The sequence below is a fragment of the Gordonia bronchialis DSM 43247 genome (genome assembly GCF_000024785.1).
Classification (GTDB): Bacteria; Actinomycetota; Actinomycetes; order Mycobacteriales; family Mycobacteriaceae; genus Gordonia; species Gordonia bronchialis.
The window spans coordinates 4,935,531-4,949,344 of the sequence record NC_013441.1 but is presented as its reverse complement, the minus strand read 5'-3'; the positions used below and the strand labels follow the sequence as shown (position 1 = coordinate 4,949,344).

General features: G+C 66.4%; 10 protein-coding genes and 2 pseudogenes. 7 read left to right on the top strand and 5 right to left on the bottom strand.

Features of this window, described 5'->3' with window-relative positions:
- Nucleotides 1-26: 26 nt before the first annotated feature.
- From GBRO_RS22910 to GBRO_RS22895, 4 genes and pseudogenes are all read left to right on the top strand, one after another.
- Nucleotides 27-1,025 (top strand): sugar phosphate isomerase/epimerase family protein, encoded by a 999-nt coding sequence (locus GBRO_RS22910; RefSeq protein ID WP_012836228.1) that lies wholly within the window; start codon nucleotides 27-29, stop codon nucleotides 1,023-1,025.
- 33 nt (nucleotides 1,026-1,058) lie between these two features.
- The gene (locus tag GBRO_RS22905; RefSeq protein ID WP_012836227.1) at nucleotides 1,059-2,066 is read left to right on the top strand and encodes a sugar ABC transporter substrate-binding protein; all 1,008 of its coding nucleotides are present in this window, start codon (nucleotides 1,059-1,061) and stop codon (nucleotides 2,064-2,066) included.
- Nucleotides 2,066-2,951 (top strand): annotated as a pseudogene (locus GBRO_RS22900) (sugar phosphate isomerase/epimerase family protein). Before GBRO_RS22905 ends, GBRO_RS22900 begins: the two are co-directional and overlap by 1 nt.
- 144 nt (nucleotides 2,952-3,095) lie before the next feature.
- The gene (locus GBRO_RS22895) at nucleotides 3,096-3,491 is read left to right on the top strand and encodes a DUF5313 domain-containing protein (RefSeq protein ID WP_012836226.1); all 396 of its coding nucleotides are present in this window, start codon (nucleotides 3,096-3,098) and stop codon (nucleotides 3,489-3,491) included.
- A gap of 12 nt (nucleotides 3,492-3,503) precedes the next feature.
- Here GBRO_RS22895 and GBRO_RS22890 read toward each other — a convergent pair.
- Both GBRO_RS22890 and GBRO_RS22885 read right to left on the bottom strand, forming a co-directional pair.
- Nucleotides 3,504-4,354: pseudogene (locus tag GBRO_RS22890) on the bottom strand (SDR family oxidoreductase).
- A 78-nt stretch (nucleotides 4,355-4,432) separates the two neighbouring features.
- A complete protein-coding gene (locus GBRO_RS22885; RefSeq protein ID WP_012836224.1) occupies nucleotides 4,433-5,662 on the bottom strand; it encodes an NAD(P)/FAD-dependent oxidoreductase in 1,230 nt (409 codons plus the stop codon).
- 166 nt (nucleotides 5,663-5,828) lie between these two features.
- Between GBRO_RS22885 and GBRO_RS22880 the strand changes: the two genes are divergently transcribed.
- Entirely contained in the window at nucleotides 5,829-6,953 is a 1,125-nt protein-coding gene (locus GBRO_RS22880; protein ID WP_012836223.1) for a TDT family transporter, read from the top strand.
- A gap of 169 nt (nucleotides 6,954-7,122) precedes the next feature.
- Entirely contained in the window at nucleotides 7,123-9,126 is a 2,004-nt protein-coding gene (locus tag GBRO_RS22875) for an OPT family oligopeptide transporter (RefSeq protein ID WP_012836222.1), read from the top strand.
- 109 nt (nucleotides 9,127-9,235) lie between these two features.
- On the opposite strand, the gene GBRO_RS22870 is transcribed toward GBRO_RS22875, so the two are convergent.
- Nucleotides 9,236-9,805 (bottom strand): type 1 glutamine amidotransferase domain-containing protein, encoded by a 570-nt coding sequence (locus tag GBRO_RS22870; RefSeq protein ID WP_012836221.1) that lies wholly within the window; start codon nucleotides 9,803-9,805, stop codon nucleotides 9,236-9,238.
- Between the two features lie 173 nt (nucleotides 9,806-9,978).
- Here GBRO_RS22870 and GBRO_RS22865 point away from each other — a divergent pair, with 173 nt between their 5' ends.
- Nucleotides 9,979-11,073, top strand: a complete 1,095-nt coding sequence (locus tag GBRO_RS22865; protein ID WP_012836220.1) for an NAD(P)/FAD-dependent oxidoreductase — start codon at nucleotides 9,979-9,981, stop codon at nucleotides 11,071-11,073.
- A 200-nt stretch (nucleotides 11,074-11,273) separates the two neighbouring features.
- Here GBRO_RS22865 and GBRO_RS22860 read toward each other — a convergent pair whose 3' ends face one another.
- Both GBRO_RS22860 and GBRO_RS22855 read right to left on the bottom strand, forming a co-directional pair.
- The gene (locus tag GBRO_RS22860) at nucleotides 11,274-12,623 is read right to left on the bottom strand and encodes a linalool dehydratase/isomerase domain-containing protein (protein WP_012836219.1); all 1,350 of its coding nucleotides are present in this window, start codon (nucleotides 12,621-12,623) and stop codon (nucleotides 11,274-11,276) included.
- Between the two features lie 44 nt (nucleotides 12,624-12,667).
- Nucleotides 12,668-13,813: a hypothetical protein gene (locus GBRO_RS22855; RefSeq protein WP_012836218.1), complete on the bottom strand. Its 1,146-nt coding sequence runs from the start codon at nucleotides 13,811-13,813 to the stop codon at nucleotides 12,668-12,670.
- Nucleotide 13,814: the final 1 nt, after the last annotated feature.

Genomic DNA, 13,814 nt, shown 5'->3' with positions numbered 1-13,814 from the left:
AACCTCTACACAATAAGGACATTCTCATGAAGCTCGGTGTCTACACCGCCATCCTGCACGACCGCTCACTGCCCGAGGCGCTCGAGGTGATCGGTTCCCTCGGCCTGACCGGGGCCGAGATCAACGCCGGCGGGTTCCTCGGTACCCCGCACCTGCCGGTGGCCGAACTCCTCTCCGGCGACGTCTCGGCCAAGGACTACCTGGCCACCTTCGAGGGCACCGGCGTCGAGATCGCGGGCCTCAACTGCAACGGCAACCCCCTGCACCCGGACGCCGAAGTGGGGCCGGAGGACGCCGACGACCTGCGCAACGCGATCCGCGTCGCCGGATTGCTCGGTGTCGATCGTGTGGTCACGATGTCCGGTCTGCCGCAGGCGCATCCGGGTGGCCAGTGGCCGGCTTGGCACGTGAACACCTGGGACTCAGGCTATCTCGACTCCCTTGACTACCAGTGGGACGAGGTCGCGGTTCCGTTCTGGACCGAGATCGACGCGCTGGCAAAGGAGAACGGAGTCAAGGTCGCCATCGAGATGCACCCGCAGAACCTGGTCTTCAATCCGCCGACGATGAAGCGTCTCGTGGAGAAGACCGGTGCCACCAATGTGGGTGCCGAGATGGATCCGTCGCACCTGTTCTGGCAGGGCATCGACCCGGTGGCGGCCGTCGAGTGGCTCGGCCCGCTGGTCTTCCATGCCGCCGCCAAGGACACCCGGATCAACGAGAACTGCAAGATCTACGGTGTGCTCGACGATCGATTCACTCGTATCCCGTTGTCGGAGAACCCGACAAGCCTCGGGGGCAAGCACGTCGTGAACAAGTGGCCGGAGGATTCGGCATGGGACTTCGTGGCCGTCGGCCGCGGTCACGACGTCGATTTCTGGGCCCGCTTCCTGCGCGCGTTGGAGCAGGTCGATCCGAACATGGCCGTCAACATCGAGCACGAGGACGTCGAACTCGGACAGATCGAGGGTCTGCAGAAGGCCGCCGAGACCCTCAAGGCCGCAAACTCGGCACTGGTCGGTTGACCGTCGAAACATCTGCGTAGAAGAGAGAATCACATGACGTCCACCTCCGTTCGGGGTCGCCGGGTACTGGCGGCGGCAGCCACCGTCGCCGCGCTCGCACTGGCCACCGCATGCTCAAGCACCGGCGGCAAACCCGACGACTCCGACGGGGGTATGGGGGCCGGGCAGGCGAACACGCCGCGCTTCACCGTCGCGATGGTCACTCACGGACCCCCTGGGGACACGTTCTGGGACCTGATCCGCAAGGGCGCCGAAACCGCAGCCGCCAAGGACAACATCGATCTGCGGTACTCGTCGGAGCTGCAGGGTCCTGACCAGTCCAACCTGCTGCAGAACGCGATCGACAGCGACGTCGATGCCATTGCGGTGACTCTGGCCAAGCCCGAAGCCATGGCGCCCGCGGTGCGCCGCGCCGTCGACGCCGGAATCCCGGTCGTCGCGTTCAACGCCGGCATCGACAACTGGAAGGCGTTGGGTGTCACCGCCTACTTCGGGCAGGACGAGCAGATCTCCGGAGAGGCCGCAGGACGTCGGCTCAAGCAAGACGGTGCGTCACGGGTGCTGTGCGTGATCCAGGATCAGGGTAACGTTGCTCTCGAATCACGCTGCGCCGGAGTCAAATCCGGGATGGGCGGTGCGGGTGTGGAGAATCTGAACGTCAACGGAACCGACATGCCGAGCGTACAGGCGACCATCGCGGCCAAGCTCCAGCAGGATCCGGGAAACGACCACGTCATCGCACTCGGCGCGCCGATCGCCCTCACCGCCGTGCAGTCCGTCGGCTCGTCGGGCAGCAAGGCAAAGGACGCCACCTTCGACACCAACGCCGCACTGGTGGACGCCATCAAGTCGGGTCAGGTGCAATGGGCAGTGGATCAGCAGCCGTTCCTGCAGGGCTACCTCGCGGTCGACCAGCTATGGCTGTATCTCAACAACCGCAACGTGATCGGCGGCGGCATGCCCACGCTCACCGGGCCGGCCTTCATCGACAAGAGCAACATCGACGCCATCTCCGAGTACGCGAAGAACGGAACACGCTGATGAAGATCGCCCTTGATCCCACGCCCTTTCACCACAGTCACGATCTGCTCGATCTTCCTGCCATGGTGGCCGAATTGGGTTACGACCACCTGCAATTGACTCGCGCACCGCGACTTCATCCCGTTCTACAACCACCCCCGCGCCGACGACGATCTGGTGCGGAGGTTCCGGAAGGCGTGTGCCGCTGCGGGCGTCGATGTCGCCTCGGTGTTGCCGGTGCTGCGATGGTCGGCACCCGACGAGGATGCCCGAGAAGCCGCGGTGCGCAACTGGAAACGCGTCATCGAGATCACCGTCGACCTCGGGGTGAACGTGATCAACACCGAGTTCTCGGGTCGTCCGGAGCGGGCCGAGGAGTCCGAGCGCGCCTTCTTCCGGTCGATGGAAGAGTTGTTGCCGATCATCGAACGTGAGGGACTCGACGTCCGGATCGACCCCCACCCAGACGATTTCGTGGAGGACGGGCTCGAGGCGATACGCATCATCCGTGGCGTCAACTCACCCAACATCGGGATGGTCTACGTCGCGTGCCACACCTTTCACATGGGCGGCAACATGTCCGAGATCATGGCCGCGGCCGGGGACCGGCTCCGGCTGGTGCACGTGGCGGATTCGATGGATCACCGTCGTTCACACGGCCTGCGCTACATCACGAATCCGCCCGGGAATCCGGTCCGCGTCCATCAGCACCTGAAGATCGGCGACGGCGACGTGGACTGGGACGAGTTCTTCGGCGGACTCGGCCGGCTCGGCTTCTTCGAGCGCGACGACACCGTGATGGTGTCGTCGGTGTTCGGGGAGGACGAGAACGCCGCCGAGGTGTCGCGCTACCAGCGCACGACGATGCAGCAGTACCTGGACAAGTACCGCGGGACCCAGCGCTAGCCCGCAATTCAATCGTGTACGATCAATTAGGAGACGAGGTGCCCCGACGGGTGTGAGGTGAGAACGGTGCAGGTCACTACGATGGGCAGTGGACACGAATTGACCGGACACGAATTGACCGGACGCCGATCGGGAAATGAGCCGATGACCGCAGACGAGCGACCCAAGGGCCCACGGGGGCTGCAGTACGTCAAGTACGCCTACGGCGCCAAACTGCCCGACTCGATGCGCGAGTGGGTGCTCAACGATCTCGCCGGCCCGGGTGCCGCGGTACGAATGGTCGCCCGATGGGCCGTACCCTGCGTGATCATCCTCGTGCCGATGCTGTTCGTCCCCGCGGATTTGATCATCCGGCTGAACATGACGATCCCGATTCTCATCCCGTACATCTTCTTCTCGATCGCTCTCAACAAGGTGTACCGGCGCCACCGGCTGAGCCAGCACGGCTTCAATCCGGACCTGGTGAACAAGCTCGAGCGCGAGAAGAACGCCGACGTGTACGACGAGTATTACCGCAAGTATCGCGGCGGCCGGCGCTGACGCGGGAGGCGATCAGTACAGGTAGTCCTCGCCGCTGGCGCGCACGGTGACGTCGGACAAGCTGATACCCCACGGCTGATCGATCACGTGGACGACGGCGTTCGCCAGGTCGTCGGGGGTGATCAGCCAGTACTTGACCGAGTCGACGTCGGTCAGTTCGGCCGGCATCGTCCCCTTCACCAGGTCGGCGACGTGCTCCCGGTAGGAACCCGTTCGCTGGCCGACGATGCCCATGATGGCGCGGTCGTTGACGATCCAACTCGCGAGATTGGTGCCCGCGACGCCGGTCGGTTTCACTGTGGTCACTTTGATCCGGCCCTTGGCCTCGATGCGCAGCGAGTCCGAGAGGGTGGTCACCGCCGCCTTGGTGGCCGAGTAGACGCCGGAACCCTCGAAGCCGCCGTTGCCGTAGATCGACGAGATGTTGACCACCTGCCCGCGTCCCTGCGCGATCATCTGGTCGTACACCGCAGAGATGCCGTTGACGACACCCTTGATGTTGATGTCGATCGCCTTGTGCCACTTCTCCCATGCCCGCTCGTGGTCGGCGAAGTAGGCCAGCGGCATCACGCCCGCATTGTTGACGACGACGTCGATGGCGCCGAAGCGCTCCACGGCCAACGCCGCGGCGGCCTTCATCTGCGCCATGTCGGTGACGTCGGCGACCTGATGAATGGCCGAATCGCCCTTGGCGAGAATGCCTTCGGCGGTTTCGGCGACACCGTCGGCGTTGATGTCGACGCCCAGACGTGCGCGCCGCCGGCGGGACACTTCTCGGCGATCAGCTTGCCGAAGCCGCCGCCGGCCCCGGTGACGATGATGACCTTGCCCTGCAGGTACTGAGACCTCTGGTCCGCTGACATGATTCCCCTGATCCCCGTGCTCGGATGAGGAATCGAGCGTAACAGTGCCGCCCGAACGATCGCTCGGGCGGCACCAGCTCACGAGTGGACCGTGACTTCGCCCAACCCGACGTCCGGATCGGCCAGCTTTGCGGTGTCCACGCGGTTGCCCGAGGCGATGAGTTCCTTGATGGTGTCGAGCTGATCCCATATGTTGACCTGCATGCCGGCCCGGATGTGATCGTCGTCGTCGAGCCAGAACACCACGAACTCCCGGCCCTCGACGTCGCCGCGGAACACCACGTGGTCGTTGCCGGAGGCGAGCCCCGCGTACTCCATGCCCAGGTCGTACTGATCGGTGAAGAAGTAGGGCAGGTTGGTGTATTCGGCGTTGCCACCCAGCGCGTTGGTCACCGCGATCGCGGGCTGGTTGAGGGCGTTGGCCCAATGCTCCGTGCGCACCCGACGTCCCAGGACCGGGTGTTCGGCATTGGCGATGTCGCCGACGGCGTAGATGTCGGGATCGCTGCTGCGCAACCCCGACGTGACCAGCACGCCGCCGTCGCCGATGTCCAGGCCGGCCGACTCGGCGACCTCCAGATTGGGGATAGCGCCCGCGGCGACCAGCACGAGGTCGGCGTCGATCCTCTGCCCGTTGTCCAGACGCAGCCCTCGGGCGCGTCCGTCGTCGACGACGATCTCCTGCACGCCGACACCGGTGTGCAGGTCGACGCCGTGAGCGCGATGCAGATCGGCGAACACCGCACCGACCTCGGCGCCGAGCGCACCGATCAGCGGTTGCTCGGCCGCTTCCACGACGGCCACCTCGGCGCCTCGTTCGCGGGCGCTCGCGGCCACCTCCAGCCCGATCCAGCCGCCGCCGACGATGGCGATGCGCACACCGTCGGAGATGGCCTCGCTCAGCGCGACTGCGTCGTCGTAGGTGCGGAGATGATGGACCCCGCCGGCGTCGGCTCCCGGCAGATCCAGATGGCGTGACCTCGAACCCGTTGCCAGGATGAGCTTTTCGTACGACAACGAGCTTCCGTCGGGCAGTGACACGCTGTGCCCGGCCGCGTCGATCTTCTCGATGGCGGTGCCCGGCCGGAGGTCGACGCGCTGGTCCCGATACCAGTCGCCGTCATGAACGGTGAACTCGCTCAACGACTTCGAACCGGCCAGGTAGTCCTTGGACAACGGGGGACGCTCGTAGGGCAGGTGATCTTCGGCGCCGAAGAGTACGACGTCACCGTCGAAGTCTTGTTCTCGCAGGGCTTGCGCGGCCTTGGCGCCGGCGAGCCCGCCACCGATGATGGCGATGGTTGGCATGGTGCCTCCCTGGCAGTCGCTGTGCATGTGCTCTGGTCTGCTCGTGGCCCACTCTACGCGTGCGCGATGCCGGGGGACCGCGGATCGGCCGGCCACAAACTGGGTTTGTGACCCCACAACATCTGGACGGCTTCCGCTCGGCCGCGGGTCGGGGCATGGTCGGTCTATGACAGTGCTCGTCGACACACCACCGCGTGGCAGCACGCGGCAAACCCCGGAAAACGTTGGGGCCCAGTCTATTGCGCACATCACGCCCAACTGGTTCGGCGCGGTGATGGGAACCGGCATCGTCGCGACCGCGGCGACCACCCTTCCCGTGGGGGCCGCTGTCCTGCGCCCGTTCGCCATCGCGGTGTGGGTGGTGGCCGTGCTCATGCTGCTGGTGCTGACAATCGCCTTCGCCGGTCACTGGTTCCAGCACACCGACCACGCCCGCGCCTATGCGCGGCATCCGGTCATGGGCCACTTCTACGGTGCGCCGGCAATGGCTCTGCTGACGGTCGGCGCCGCGACCCTGCTGGTGGGCGGCGACGTCATCGGCGAGTATCCGGCCGTCTGGACCGACGGGCTGCTCTGGTGCGCAGGCACCACGATCGGCGTCGCCACCAGCGTGTGGCTGCCGTACTCGATGATGACGCGCCCGGCCGGCGATCGGGGTGTCGCGATGCCGTGCTGGCTGATGTCAGTGGTGCCGCCGATGGTGTCGGCGACCACCGGAGCGCTACTGATCGGCCACCTGCCGACGGGACAGGTGCGGCTGACGATGTTGTGCGCGTGCTACGGACTTTTCGGACTCGGCCTGATCCTCGGCATGATCACCATGACCCTCGTGTACGCCCGCGCCGTGCACGACGGTCCGCCGGCCGGTGCCGCCGCCCCGACCTTCTGGATCACCCTGGGCCTGATCGGCCAGTCCATCACCGCCGCCAACCTCCTCGGTGGCGCCGCGGCAGGGGTGTTCGACGGCGACCAAGCCGGTATCGCGCTGGGGTTGCGGGTCTTCGGCATCGGATACGGCATGGTGATGGCCGGCTTCGGGACCGCGATGTTCGCGCTGGCCGTGGCGGTCACGGTGCGTGCCGTCCGTCGGCGGATGCCGTTCGCGCTCACCTGGTGGAGCTTCACGTTCCCGGTGGGCACCTGCGTCACCGGCCTCGCCGCGCTCGGCAAGGGCCTCGATGCGCGCGGGGTCGAGGCGGCATCGGTGGTGCTCTTCGTGGCACTCGTCGCCGCGTGGGGCCTGGTCGCCGCGATGACGGTGGCCCGGCGGCGAGAGCTCCTGGCGCCCTGACCCGCGTCGGATCTTCCGGTGGGGACCACTGAGCATGCGCGTGTAACAACGCCCGAACCCGGGACCTCGGTTCTACAGTTGTGCGGTAACCCGAAAGGTGCCGGACACGCCGGGGCGTGCCGGCTGATCGCGGTCCGTCGTGCGCGGCTCGCAGTGAGGGGACCAGGAGATGTCCACATCAGGCATGACCCCGATCGAATCGTCCGGCCAGAAGAGCATTCGGGAACTCACCCTGCGGGGCGTGGTCCTCGGTGGCCTCATCACCCTGGTGTTCACCGCCGCCAACGTCTACCTCGGCCTGCGGGTCGGCCTCACCTTTGCCACCGCGATCCCCGCCGCCGTCATCTCGATGGCGATCCTGCGCTACTTCGCCGACCACTCGGTGGTGGAGAACAACATCGTGCAGACCATCGCGTCGGCGGCGGGTACCTTGTCAGCGATCGTGTTCATCCTGCCCGGCCTGGTCATGGTGGGGTGGTGGAGCGGCTTTCCCTACTGGGTGACCGTGGCGGTGTGCGCGATCGGCGGCGTCCTTGGCGTCATGTACTCGATTCCGCTGCGCCGTGCGCTGGTCACCGGCTCCGACCTCCCGTATCCGGAAGGTGTTGCGGCGGCTGAGGTTCTGAAGGTCGGCGATTCGAGTGGCGGAGCCCGCGAGAATCGTGCGGGCCTGCACGTGATCATCGCCGGGTCCATCATGTCGGCGGTGTTCTCGCTGCTGACCAAACTCAAGGTGGTCAGCGACAGCGTGTCCGGTGCGATCAAGATCGGCACCGGCGGAACGCTTTTCAATGCGGGTCTGCTGATGTCGCTGATCGGTATCGGTCACCTCGTCGGTGTGTCGGTGGGCGTGGCGATGCTCGTCGGTCTCCTTATCTCCTTCGGGGTTCTGCTGCCGGTTCTCAGCCAGGGCAAACTCGAACCCGCAGACTCCTTCTACGACTCGGTCGACTCCTTCTTCGGCGGCGATGTCCGCCTGGTCGGTGCCGGCGCCATCGCCATCGCCGCGCTGTGGGCGCTGGCCAAGATCATCGTGCCCATCATCCGTGGCATCAAATCCGCTCTGGCGTCGACGAAGTCGCGTCGAGAAGGGGTGAGTGTCGACGTCACCGAGCGCGATCTGCCGATGAACATCGTGGGCACCACGATCCTCGTCCTGCTGATCCCGATCGGTTTCATGTTGTGGGACTTCGTGCACGGCACCGTGCTCGGCGGCAGCGCCGGCGGCATCATCGCCGTCAGCGTGGTGTTCATCTTCGTCATCGGTCTCGCGGTTGCCGCGGTCTGCGGTTACATGGCCGGTCTGATCGGCTCGTCCAACAGTCCGATCTCGGGTGTCGGCATCCTGGTGGTGCTCATCGCCGCGATTCTCATCAAGTTGACCTACAGCGGTGCCGACGCCGATCAGACGTCCGCACTCGTGGCCTACACCCTGTTCACCGCCGCCATCGTGTTCGGCGTGGCGACCATCTCCAACGACAACCTGCAAGACCTCAAGACCGGTCAGCTGGTCGGTGCCACACCGTGGAAACAGCAGGTGGCCTTGATCATCGGCGTGTTCTTCGGGTCGATCGTGATCCCGCCGATCCTCGGGCTGATGTATGAGGCGTTCGGTTTCAAAGGCGCACCGGGCGCCACCGCGGACTCCCTGGCGGCACCGCAGGCGAGTCTGCTGTCCACCCTCGCGAAGGGTGTGCTCGGCGACGACCTCAACTGGTGGCTCATCGGACTCGGTGCACTGATCGGCGTCGTAGTGATCGTCATCGACGAATCCATGGGCCGGATCACACGCTTTCGGCTGCCGCCGCTGGCCGTCGGAATGGGCATGTATCTGCCGATGTCGGTGACCTTGGTGATCCCCATCGGCGCCTTCCTCGGTCACTTCTACAACCGCTGGGCCGAACACAGCGGCGGCAATGTGGAACACAAGAAGCGGATGGGCACCCTGGTGGCCACCGGTCTCATCGTCGGCGAGGCGCTCTTCGGAGTGGTGTTCGCCGGCATCGTGGCCGCCACCGGTGACGACTCGGTGCTCGCCGTCGTGGGTGACGGCTTCGAGAAGTGGGCGCAGGCGCTCGGCGTGATCGTGTTCGTCGCGGCGATCGCCTGGCTCTACAACTGGACCCGAAAGGTCGCCACCCACAGCGGATCGCCGGACCTGACGAAGAGCTGAATCAGCCTGTGGGATGGCCACATTCGGACCGCGCGGTCGACGATGCCCGCGCGGTCCGCGCGGTCCGTGCGGGCGACGAACTGGGCGAGAAGTGCCCGCCGCGGGCAGGTCAGTGCGCTGCGTTCTGCTTCGCGAACTCGGTGACCAGGGTGGCGTTGAACGCCGGCAGGTCGTCGGGGTTACGACTCGAGATGAGCGTGTTGGGGCCTTCGCGGCAGACCACGACCTCCTCGTCGACCCAGTTGCCGCCGGCGTTGACGATGTCGGTGCGCACGCTCGGCCAGGAGGTGATCGTGCGGCCGCGCAGGACGTCGGCCTCCACCAGCGACCACGGCCCGTGACAGATGACCGCGACCGGCTTCCCGGCATCGAAGAAGGCCTTGATCAGCGCGACGGCGGAGTCGACGGTGCGCAGGTAATCCGGGTTGGCGACGCCGCCGGGCAGGACGAGCGCGTCGAAGTCGTCGACCTTGGCGTCGTCGGTGGTGACATCCACCGGGAAGGTGTCGGCCTTGTCGAGGTGATTGAAGGCCTGCACGGTTCCGGAATCGGTGGAGACCAGGCGCGGTGTGCCGCCGGTTGCCTCGACCGACTTCCACGGCTCGGTGAGTTCGACCTGCTCGATGCCCTCCGGCGCGACCAGGAAGGCGACGGTGGTGTTCTTCAGTTCTTCAGCCATGTCTGACTTCCCTTCGTCTGCGATGCGCGCTGGCGCATGCGATGAATCGGGCGACCGTGGCTTGATCGCGGGCCCGTGCGGCGAGGGATGACTTCACCTCGGCGTACCGGGCACAACTCCCACGGTACGCCGAAATGAGATCGTGTCCACCGCCGTTCTCGTAGCGTGGAGTGATGAAACGTAATTCGGATGTGGCGGTCATCGGCGCCGGGATCGTCGGTCTCGCGGCCGCCCACGAGTTGTCCGTCCGAGGGCTCTCGGTGACGGTGTTCGAGACCGGTGTGCCCGGTTTCGGGCAGTCGGCCGGTCAGTCCCGGATCTTCCGGCATGCGCACGACGACCCCCGAATGGTCGACCTCGCGGTGCGGGCCAGGGTCAGATGGTTGCAGTGGGAGGACGAGTTCGGAACCGAATTGCTCTCGCGCGACGGTGGTCTCGCCCTCGGACCATCGGCGATCCGACGGCTGGAGCATCTGTCCGCACACCCGGAGGTCGACGCGCGCGCAGTGGACTCGGCCGAACTCGCCCGGCTTGCGCCCGTCCTCGCCGACTACCGGGGCGACGCCGTCTTCGACGCCACCGCCGGATCGATCCGCACCCGCGCCGCGATCGAGGCGATGTCGGCGCGGTACGCCGATTACATCGTCGGCGAACAGGTCATCGCGGTGCGTGACCTCGGAGGCTGCGTCCAAATACGTTGTCCCACCGGTGTCTACGAGCACGGCGCGTTGGTTGTTGCGGCTGGCCGCGGCACCGCTGCGCTGGCGAGCGGACTGGGACTGGATCTGCCGATCGAACTGGGCGCGCACGTGCGGGTGTCCTTCGCCGCCCGCACGCCACAGGAGACGATGCCGACTCTGCAGGACGGCAGCGATCATTTCGGGTTCAGCGGCATCTACGCCGCGGCCTATCCGGACCGGACGGGATACGGCCTGGGACTGTCTGATTCGGTGCCGGCGCAACCGGATGGGACCATCCGTGATGCGGCGACGCTCGGTGAACTCGCCGATCGGGCAGTACAATACGTGTCGGTCGCGCTGCCCGGTCTGGACCCGACGCCCCGCGACATCGTGCACTGCTGGGTCACCACACTGCCGTGGGGCGACGACGGGGTCGCCATCTTCTCGACCGGTTCCACCTACGTGGTGGCCGGGCACAACCTGTTCAAACACGCGCCGGTGCTGGGCGAAGCACTCGCGCAATCGGTGGTCGCCGGGTCGGTGGTCGAGGGATTCAGCGCCGACGACCGGCTGGGGGCGTCGGGCTGAGTCCGAGACCGCATGACGACCTCATCGGGTCTCTTGATATTGCGAATGGTGTTCTCTCACCGATGGTTTCGACACGGCTCGACTCGCTGGCGCTCGCCGTGCCGGCTCAACCAGCAGGAAGGGGTCGGGCGTGACCGGCAGGGACGGCTCAAGCAACAGAAAAGGGGACGGCCGAACCAGGAGGGAAGGGACTCGGCGATTCAAGCGGCCGTGACCCGCACCTCGTGCCGGTCGGCCAATTCGACGGTGACGATGGCCGAACCGGCGTCGTGGGCGATGATCTCTGACTCGACACCACCGTCGACCCGATAGCTGGCACGGGGGCGTAAACGCCCGAGCCGCAACGGCGTACGGACCGCGCCGGCGCCGGGGCGGAGGACCAACTCGAGGCCGGTGCTGTCGCTGAGGGCCTTGGCCACCAGCACGTCGGGGTAGGCGGCCTCGTCGAGTGTCGGGCCGGTGCGCCAGGCCTCGGGCACCCGGCCGGTGATCAGGCCCTGCAGGCTGTCGCGGCCGACGAACTGCGAGAAGGCGTAGGCGCAGTTGACCCAGGTCGAGACACCGGCCAGCCGGTGTGCTCCCTCCGGGGACCGCTCGAAACCGGTTTCGGAGCGGATGTGTGCGGAAACACCCTGCGCCACTTCGTCGTCGCCCATCTCCTTGGCCGCGCACAAGACGTTGACCCAGGCCCAGGCGACGCCGAGGTGGTAGGAACCGACATCCAGATGGTCGATCGGGCCGGTGCGCAATGCCACGTCGCCGTTGCGGATCCGGAGACGGTTGGTGCGCAGGGATTCCCAGGTTTCGGCGGCCATGTCGGGCATGATGCCGTTGAGCCAGTATGTCATCACGGCGTCGTTGGCGAGCATGGGTGGCATCATGAGGCCCAGCGGTCCGCGGCCGAACAGGAAGCGCCCGTTGCGGAGTCGGTAGCCGTTGTGGTTGAGGGAATCGCGGGTCTTGTCGAGTAGGTCGTCGGTGAGATCGGTCTGATGCAGACGGTCGTAACCTGTCAGCCCGGCCAGCGCGATGGTGTTGCACATCGGGTAGATCAGGTGCGGCTCACACGGATACATCGTCTGCGAACTCGCCCGCATGTTGGTCTCGATGGCCTGTGCGATGCGGGTGAATCCGTAGTCGTAGGTCTGCCGACGGCTCCACACCAGGGGCAGGGAGCCGTCGTCGTCGAAGCCGCGGTCGTCGTTCATCGTCTCGTACATGGCGAGCATCGCGGCGAAGAACCCGGTGTACATGACGTTGGCGAACACCATCGGATCGGGATTCCAGCGCAGGTAGCCGGCGAGCCGCTCGGTGGCCCAGTAGCCCCACACCCGCTTGTCGCACATCTTGCGGATGAGGTTGGCCTGCGCCTCGGCGAGGTAGCCGCCGAAGGCGGGGGTACGCGTGTACTGCGCCAGCGACAGCGCGTAGCAGGCGTAACTCAGCTGGTAGCGCAGTGCGCTGCCGCCGATCTGCTCGAGCCTGGTGAAACCGGTGAAGTCATCAACCGGCTGCAGTGCCAGATCGAACAGGTAACGCTGCGATGCCACTGCTTACGCGGATCTACGGCGTTGTTCCTGGCACTCCAGCCGAATCACGGTGCGACCGAGAGCCAATCGGCAAACCCGGACGGATCATGGCGGCCGAGGGCGCCGTGTTCGAAGAGACCCCAGCCCTCGCGGGTGGTGCCGTCGGCCTCGTGGCACACCGCCCGTCCGACGTGATCGATCACCCCGAACGCGCTGCGGCCGGTCACCGCCGGATCGGTCATGTCGTAGGTGAGGCGCTCGGTGAACTTCTCGCCGCGCCACACGCCGTGCGTCCAGTCCGGGTCGCCACCGTAGCCGCCGCCGACGTGGATGGGCACCGCGAGCCGAGATTCGACGTCGAGGTGCAGCGGCCGACCGTCGGACGTGGTGGTGTCGATGGTGGCGCCGGTGGGGATGCGCGTGCCCGACGCGTAGTGGACGTCGATGCGCGGCCAGCCCAGCTGCTCGATCCGGCCGTCGGCCCACACCCGCACGCAGTCGTTGAGGGAGCGATAGCCCGACGGGTCCTCCTGCACGATCAGCACGAGCTGGAAGTCGTCGAAGGCCATCGGGATGTACAGCCACCACATGCCCTCGAACGGCGGATCGGCCGGCCGCCCGGCCGGCTCGGGTTCGCCGACCGGGCGGATACCCCAGGAGCGGTCGCGGGTCCCGATCCAGCGCCCGGGGTCCACGTCGATCCGCTCGCCGTCGACGGTGATCGATCCGCTCCAGGTGCCGACCTGCGCGAAACGCTGGGCGTTGAGCGTCACCTTGGCGCCCGTGCGCATCAGGTGAGGCTGCTCCAGGATCGGGTCGAACAGGCCGTTCCAGGTGAGATCGACTGCGATGCCCTCGGTTTCGTCGAGCGTGACGTGCAGCGACCGGAGGGGGTCGTCGACCTCGATCCGATAGTTCCCGACGTGCTGATGCAGACGATCGGAGTCGATGGCGTCACTGCAGTGCACGGCGGTCTGGGTGCCCTCGCCACCGTCGTCGCCGCGTCGCCGGATGAGGACGAAGGCGTCCTTCACGCCGAGATTCGGGTAGTACCCGATCCCGGTGATGAGGAAGATGTTGCCGCTGCGGTCGTGCGCGTTGAGATAGGCGCGGTCGTAGAAGTTGCGATCGGAGTCGCCGGGCCAGGCAATCGGTTGGGGCAGTTGATGAACGGGGAACTCGTCGAGCGGGCCGAGTGCGGACGCGGGCATG

What these genes read in the sequence shown, in the direction of transcription:
- GBRO_RS22910 (WP_012836228.1), top strand. Translation starts at nt 27, where the DNA reads ATGAAGCTCGGTGTCTACACCGCCATCCTGCACGACCGCTCACTGCCC.
- GBRO_RS22905 (WP_012836227.1), top strand. Translation starts at nt 1,059, where the DNA reads ATGACGTCCACCTCCGTTCGGGGTCGCCGGGTACTGGCGGCGGCAGCC.
- GBRO_RS22895 (WP_012836226.1), top strand. Translation starts at nt 3,096, where the DNA reads ATGACCGCAGACGAGCGACCCAAGGGCCCACGGGGGCTGCAGTACGTC.
- GBRO_RS22885 (WP_012836224.1), bottom strand. Translation starts at nt 5,662, where the DNA reads ATGCCAACCATCGCCATCATCGGTGGCGGGCTCGCCGGCGCCAAGGCC.
- GBRO_RS22880 (WP_012836223.1), top strand. Translation starts at nt 5,829, where the DNA reads ATGACAGTGCTCGTCGACACACCACCGCGTGGCAGCACGCGGCAAACC.
- GBRO_RS22875 (WP_012836222.1), top strand. Translation starts at nt 7,123, where the DNA reads ATGTCCACATCAGGCATGACCCCGATCGAATCGTCCGGCCAGAAGAGC.
- GBRO_RS22870 (WP_012836221.1), bottom strand. Translation starts at nt 9,805, where the DNA reads ATGGCTGAAGAACTGAAGAACACCACCGTCGCCTTCCTGGTCGCGCCG.
- GBRO_RS22865 (WP_012836220.1), top strand. Translation starts at nt 9,979, where the DNA reads ATGAAACGTAATTCGGATGTGGCGGTCATCGGCGCCGGGATCGTCGGT.
- GBRO_RS22855 (WP_012836218.1), bottom strand. Translation starts at nt 13,813, where the DNA reads ATGCCCGCGTCCGCACTCGGCCCGCTCGACGAGTTCCCCGTTCATCAA.